This is a genomic window from Ensifer sp. (assembly GCF_035999185.1).
Lineage (GTDB): Bacteria > Pseudomonadota > Alphaproteobacteria > Rhizobiales > Rhizobiaceae > Ensifer.
The window spans coordinates 1-4,744 of the sequence record NZ_DASYHB010000057.1; the positions used below are offsets into that span (position 1 = coordinate 1).

A 4,744-nucleotide genomic window follows, 5' to 3' on the forward strand; every position below is an offset into this window, starting at 1 on the left:
CACCAAGGTCGGCAAGGTCGCGGGTTGCCGCGTCACCGAAGGCAAGGTCGAGCGTGGCGTCGGCGTCCGTCTGGTTCGCGACAACGTCGTTATCCACGAAGGCAAGCTCAAGACCCTCAAGCGCTTCAAGGACGAAGTCTCTGAAGTCAACGTCGGTCAGGAATGCGGCATGGCCTTCGAGAACTACGAAGACATCCGTGCCGGCGATACGATCGAGTGCTTCCGCGTCGAGCATATCACCCGGACGCTCTAATGGGGCTTTCGAAAGCCCGGCAAATCTGCACAACGGCGGCCCTGGCCGCTGTTGTGTCGTTTTGGTGGACACCGGCCTTCGCCGAGGTTTGCGACAAGTTCTACCCGGACTGGGACGGACAGGATGTCACTGTTTTCAACGAGGTGGCCGCGTTTCTGACCAATTGGGTCGGTTTGGCGGCGCTTCTCTGCCTGGCGCTAGGTTGGACGGTGTTGCGTCTGCGGGCGCTGCTTTGGGTCGGGAGCCTTCTCGGCGCCCTTCTCTTGCTCGTGGTGATAACATCCTGGGGAGATGCCGCGGACCAGGTCATTCAGTCCGCCATCATTGAGGGTTGCATTCACCCGCAGTTCAATTCGATCCATCTGGCGTGCGGGCTCGTGTTGACGGCTACGGGCATCTTTCTGGCGCTGCGCCAGAGAAGGCGGGTCCAGTCAATCGGAGCTACCCGTGCCTGAGGCACGGACGATATAAGAGTAAAACGGTTTGCCGCCCCGAGCGGGCGCAATACCCTAGAAAGCAACAACCATGACCAAAGCCACATCTTCTGCCCCATCCCAGCGCATGCTGCGTGTCGGTGAACAGGTGCGCGCTGCGATCACGCAGGTTCTGCAGCGCGGCGAAGTGCGCGATCCGGTGATCGAAAAGACCGTCATCGCGATCTCGGAAGTGCGCATGTCGCCGGACCTCAAGATCGCCACCGCCTACGTGACCCCGCTCGGCGTGCCAAACCATGCCGAAGTCATCGACGCGCTCAATCGCAATGCCAAGTACATTCGCGGCCGCCTCGGACCGCAGCTTCGGCAGATGAAGTACATGCCCGACGTTCGTTTCCGCGACGATACGAGCTTCGACAACTACAAGAAGATCGATGAACTCCTGCGTTCGCCGGAAGTCAGCCGCGATCTCGACCAGACCAGCGAAGACGAAGAATAGTAGATTTCATGTCCAAACCGCGTAAGCCCAAGGGCCGCCCGATCTCGGGCTGGCTGATCCTCGACAAGCCGCTCGACTTCGGCTCCACCGAAGCCGTCTCGAAGATCAAGTGGCTGTTCAAGGCCCAGAAGGCCGGCCATGCCGGCACGCTCGATCCGTTGGCTTCCGGCATGCTGCCGATCGCGCTTGGCGATGCGACGAAGACCGTTCCCTACGTCATGGATGGTCGCAAGATCTACGAATTCACCGTTGCCTGGGGCGAGGAGCGCTCGACGGACGATCTCGAGGGCGAGGTCACGCATTCCTCGGCCGAGCGGCCGAACGAAGAGGCGATCCGCGCGCTTCTGCCGAAGTACACCGGTGTCATCAGTCAGGTTCCGCCGCAGTTCTCCGCGATCAAGATCGACGGCGAACGCGCGTACGATCTCGCTCGTGAGGGCGAAACCGTCGAGATCCCGGCCCGCGAAGTCGAAGTGCATCGCCTGACCTTGCTCGGCGCTGCGCCCAATCTCGCCCATTTCGAGATCGAATGCGGCAAGGGCACGTATGTGCGCTCGCTTGCCCGCGACATGGGTCGCGACCTCAACTGTTTCGGCCACATCGCCTCGCTGCGCCGCACCTTCGTCGCTCCGTTCGGCGAAGAGGACATGGTGCCGCTTGCCGATCTCGTGGCGCTGGAGAAGATCGAGAGCGACGACGAACGCCTGGCGGCGCTCGACGCCTATCTGGTCGATACCGGCGAGGCGCTTTCCAACCTGCCGCATATCGCCGTCAACGACGACCAGGCGCACCGCCTGAAGATGGGCAATCCCATCATCCTTCGCGGTCGCGACGCGCCGCTGGCGACGCCGGAAGCCTATGCGACGGCACGCGGCAAGCTGGTCGCCATCGGTGAGATCGCCGAGGGCGAGTTCCGCCCGAAGCGGGTCTTTGCTGGCAGCTAAGCGCCCGCAACTGTTTGCCTTTGCTGCGTCCTTGACGCATGATCCTTGGAATGGGTTTGCAATCCATCCGAGGTGATTCCATTTCCGTATCGTGCGTCGGCACTCTTTGGCCCCGGCGAGGCCGGCCTCAGAGCGCTGCCGCCATCGCGGTGCGATGGACAGAAAGGCCAACCAAGTGACCGGCGTGTCAGACGAAAGAGGGCGCAAGACGGCAGGCTTCGCGACGATCGGCGACCTTGTCCGCAACCGCCTCACGCGACCGTTCAGCTTCTATCTCACATCGCTGCTCCTAGTCGCGATCGTCCCGGCCTTCATTTTCTCCCTGGTGGTGCTGAAACGCAGCGTCGATTCACAGGAACAGGTCATCACAGCCTTGCTCCAGGCGTCGACCGGATCGGTGACGCGCATCGTCGAGCGCGACATTGAGGGCATGTTGACGACGCTCAAGGTGCTTTCGACCTCGCGGACGATCGATGACGGCAACATGGAGGCCTTCTACGAGCGCGCCTCGACTGCCCTTGCAGGCACGGATTCCTATCTGATCGCCATCGATCGCAAGCACAATCAATGGCTCAATACGCGGGTGCCGTTCGGCACTCCGCTCGTTCAGGCGTCGGATCCGGACTCGGTTGAGCGCGCCTTCACCAACAACGGCGCACCGCTCGTCTCCAATGTGTTTTTCGGCAAGACGGCTGGCAAATGGGTGTTCAACGTCTACCTGCCGGCCAAACGTGTGACCGGTGAAGAGTATCTGCTGACCCTGACGCAGAATGCCGAGAGCATGGCCAAGGCCGTCAATCGCGACACGCTGTCGCCCGGCTGGAACGCGGCGCTGGTCGATGGCGCCGGCAAGGTGATCATCTCATCGGATACGGCCGTCAAAGCCGGCGAGCCGTTCTTTCTCGACAAGGTGCCGGCGATCAGCATCGGTGTACGCAACATCAATGAAAACGGCACCGAGTATCGCGTCGCGACCGAATTTTCCGTGATCACCGGCTGGCGCATCATCGCCTGGGCGCCGAAAGCGATCGTCGATGCGCCCGCCGTCTGGTCCTTCCTCTGGCTGTCGCTCGGTGGCATTCTTTTCGCCGCCATCGCGGTCGCGGGGTCGCTGGCGATCGCCCGGCTCCTGTCGCAGGGCGTCAAGCTTGTGGCACAGGATGCCCGCCGTCTCGGCGCGGGCGAGCGGATCGAGCCGCGTCCGCACATGATTTCGGAGGTCGAACAGGTTTCGGCGGCGCTGGCGAAGGCGGCGGCGGCGCGCACCAAGGCGGAGGGAGAAATCCGCTTCCTGATGCGGGAGGTTGCGCACCGCTCGAAGAACCAGCTGACGGTGATCCAGTCCATGCTCAACCAATCGGTCTATTCGGCCGAGAGCGCGGCCGATTTCGCCGATAGTTTTCGCAAGCGCATTGCCGGTCTCGCCCGCTCCACAGATCTGATGATCGCCAACGCTGCCCAAGGTGTCGATTTCCGCGAACTTGCCCAGAACCAGTTGCAACCGTTCGTCCCGGACGATCCCAAGCGCGTGATCCTCTCCGGCCCGCCGTTGAGGCTCGATACGCAGATTGCCCAGACGCTCGGCATGGCGCTCCATGAACTGGCGACGAATGCGACGAAGTACGGCGCGCTTGCCAACACCAGCGGCGTGGTCAAGCTCAGCTGGTCGATCGAGGATGACGGTATCGCGATCCGCTGGCGGGAGGAGGGCGCTGATCTCTCGGGCAAGCCATCCGATCCGGTCCGCAAGGGCTTCGGGACGCTCGTGCTGGAGCGCATGCTCGGCATGGCCTTGAAAGCCTCGCTGGAGCGGGTGATGCATGCCGACGGCATCGAATGGCGAATTTCGATCCCGCGCGATGCGAAGGACGAAGGTTCATGACAGGGGATCGGGGGCGATAGCGGTGAAGCGGTCGATTGTTGGCTTTCTTGCCGTCCTGTTGACGGTCGGGCCGGCGCGCAGCGCCAGCATCGAATGCACCATTGCCGATCCGACCGGCACGCCGCTCAATGTGCGCGACGCGCCGAACGGGCGTGTGATGATGACCCTGTCGAACGGAGCGAAGGTGCGCAAGACCGGCGAGCGCGAGCACAGGGGCAAGCATTGGTCGCTGGTGGGAAACGAGGCGGGTGTGCTCGGCTGGGTCTTTTCCGCCTATCTCGACTGCATCTCCATCGAACAGGACCAGCAAAAATCGGCTCCGATGCGGCCGCGTCCCACGGACAATTAAAGCCTTGCGCCGCCCCTTCGGCGCGCAAGTTCATGACCCTTTCCTTTTTCATCCAATTCGTTTATAGGCACGCCAGCAAAAGGCTCAATGCCCGTTGCATTCACGGCCGCAGCTGGACGACATCCCGGCTGACGGCGTCCCTAAATCCTCGAAATCGAAAGGATCATCCGATGTCGATTGCTGCAGAGCGTAAGGCTCAGCTCATCAAGGAATTTGCAACTGTTGAAGGCGACACCGGTTCTCCGGAAGTCCAGGTTGCTATCCTGACGGAACGGATCAACAACCTGACCGAACACTTCAAGGGCCACAAGAAGGATAACCATTCCCGCCGTGGTCTGCTCGCGATGGTTTCCAGCCGTCGTTCGCTCCTCGACTATCTGAAG

The 4,744-nt window shown here is 61.9% G+C and carries 7 protein-coding genes; all 7 read left to right on the forward strand.

The annotated features are described in order from the left end of the window. A partial coding sequence (locus VGO04_RS05950; RefSeq protein WP_327495042.1) for an EF-Tu/IF-2/RF-3 family GTPase occupies positions 1 to 253 on the forward strand: 253 nt, incomplete at its 5' end. Further along, a complete protein-coding gene (locus tag VGO04_RS05955) occupies positions 253 to 708 on the forward strand; it encodes a hypothetical protein (RefSeq protein WP_327495043.1) in 456 nt (151 codons plus the stop codon). The genes VGO04_RS05950 and VGO04_RS05955, both read left to right, overlap by 1 nt. 70 nt (positions 709 to 778) lie before the next feature. Continuing rightward, the gene (gene rbfA, locus VGO04_RS05960; RefSeq protein ID WP_327495044.1) at positions 779 to 1,186 is read left to right on the forward strand and encodes a 30S ribosome-binding factor RbfA; all 408 of its coding nucleotides are present in this window, start codon (positions 779 to 781) and stop codon (positions 1,184 to 1,186) included. Positions 1,187 to 1,194: 8 nt separating this feature from the next. Then, positions 1,195 to 2,130 carry a tRNA pseudouridine(55) synthase TruB gene (gene truB, locus VGO04_RS05965; RefSeq protein WP_327495045.1) on the forward strand — a complete coding sequence of 312 codons (936 nt, stop codon included), beginning with the start codon at positions 1,195 to 1,197 and terminating at the stop codon, positions 2,128 to 2,130. A 184-nt stretch (positions 2,131 to 2,314) separates the two neighbouring features. After that, positions 2,315 to 4,012, forward strand: coding sequence for a sensor histidine kinase (locus VGO04_RS05970; protein WP_327495046.1), 1,698 nt, complete (start codon positions 2,315 to 2,317; stop codon positions 4,010 to 4,012). 22 nt (positions 4,013 to 4,034) lie between these two features. Then, positions 4,035 to 4,361: an SH3 domain-containing protein gene (locus VGO04_RS05975; protein WP_327495047.1), complete on the forward strand. Its 327-nt coding sequence runs from the start codon at positions 4,035 to 4,037 to the stop codon at positions 4,359 to 4,361. A 170-nt stretch (positions 4,362 to 4,531) separates the two neighbouring features. Beyond that, positions 4,532 to 4,744: 30S ribosomal protein S15 (gene rpsO / locus VGO04_RS05980; protein ID WP_327495048.1), on the forward strand; the 213-nt coding region annotated here is incomplete at its 3' end.